The organism is Micromonospora mangrovicola, from assembly GCF_047200535.1.
In the GTDB taxonomy this organism is placed as follows: Bacteria; Actinomycetota; Actinomycetes; order Mycobacteriales; family Micromonosporaceae; genus Micromonospora.
Genome location: NZ_JBJZOG010000234.1, coordinates 1 through 1,291, shown reverse-complemented (window position 1 = coordinate 1,291; position 1,291 = coordinate 1). Strand labels below are relative to the sequence as shown.

Genomic DNA, 1,291 nt, shown 5'->3' with positions numbered 1-1,291 from the left:
GGGTTCTCTCCCGGAGGCGACCCCCCCCCTTCAAAAAGTCCCCCCGGGGGGGGGGGGAGGGGGGGGCCCCCCCCCCCCCCCCCGCCGGTCGGTTTCGCGGTCAGGGCAGGTCGACGAAGTCGCCGAGGAAGCCCCGGGCGCTCGGGGTATCCACCCGGTACGCCACGTTGGTGGCGTAGCAGGGGGTGTCCCCGGTGATGGTGGTGCCGGCCAGCACCAGCTTCCCGTCGACGGTGGCGAAGTTCGGGCCGCCCGAGTCGCCGTAGCAGGCGCCGCCGTAGCCCCGGCTCTCGTTCATGGCCAGCCGCAGCCAGGTCTTGTTCAGCGCGTCGAAGCCCAGTTCGGCCTTCATCCGGACGCCGCCGCCCGGGTGGGCCTGGCCGCCCGGGCCGTTCAGCGCCTCCTCCGTGCCGTACCCCATGACCTGCCAGGTCGTCGCGTCGAGCCCGCGGGGACCGAGCGCGTCGAACAGGCCGGCGGTGGGCAGGGCGGCCGGGGTGAACGGCCAGCGCCCCGCCAGCTCGGCGGCCTGGCTGTCGCTGAACTCGATCACCGCGATGTCGTGCGCGTCGACGGAGTTGCCGGGGTAGTCCGGGCTGGTGTGCTCGGTGCCCTCGACCCCCACCTCGGCGGCGATTTCGGCCGGGCTCAGCCCTTCGGCCTTGGCCTTGTCGAGCGCACCCTGCACGTCCTGATCGAGCGAGACGTAGAACCGGACGCCATCCGGCCAGTCGGTGGTGCAGTGCGCGGCGGTGAGGAAGGTGTTCCGGTCGACCATCGTGCCGGAGCAGTACCAGTCGATGGTCTCCGAGACGCCGTCCCCGTCCCGGTCCCAGAGGGCCAGCATGGCGCCGACCTCGGTGCGCTCGGGAGCGGGCTGGGCATTGTAGGTGTTGATCGCCGAGGCCGGGGTGGCGCCGGCCAGGACCGCCGCGACCGTCGCGGTGGTCAGGGAGGTGAGTAGAGCGGAACGACGCAAAGGGTCCTCCGTGGTCAGTGTGGACTCGGGCCTCGGCGACGGCCGGCGTCGGACGCGCCCCCTCGATCGCGTCCGTCGCTCCACTCGGGGTGGCCGGGAAGTGCCGGGCCTCGATGTATGGCCGAGCCTATGACCGCCTCCCCACCCGCGCACCGGGTGGCCGGCGCAGCGCCTTCGGAGAAATTCTCGTTACATTGGCCGAAGCGGGGGGGGGGGGGGGGGGGGGGGGGGGGGTCCGCGGGGGGGGGGGGGGGGACCCCACCACCACCACCCCCCCCCCCCCCCCCCACACCCCCCCCCCCCCGCCCCCCC

1 protein-coding gene is annotated in these 1,291 nt (G+C 74.3%); it reads right to left on the bottom strand.

The features are described from left to right. Window positions 1-100: 100 nt before the first annotated feature. The gene (locus tag ACL02O_RS34215) at window positions 101-979 is read right to left on the bottom strand and encodes a S1 family peptidase (protein WP_412822323.1); all 879 of its coding nucleotides are present in this window, start codon (window positions 977-979) and stop codon (window positions 101-103) included. Window positions 980-1,291 lie beyond the last annotated feature (312 nt).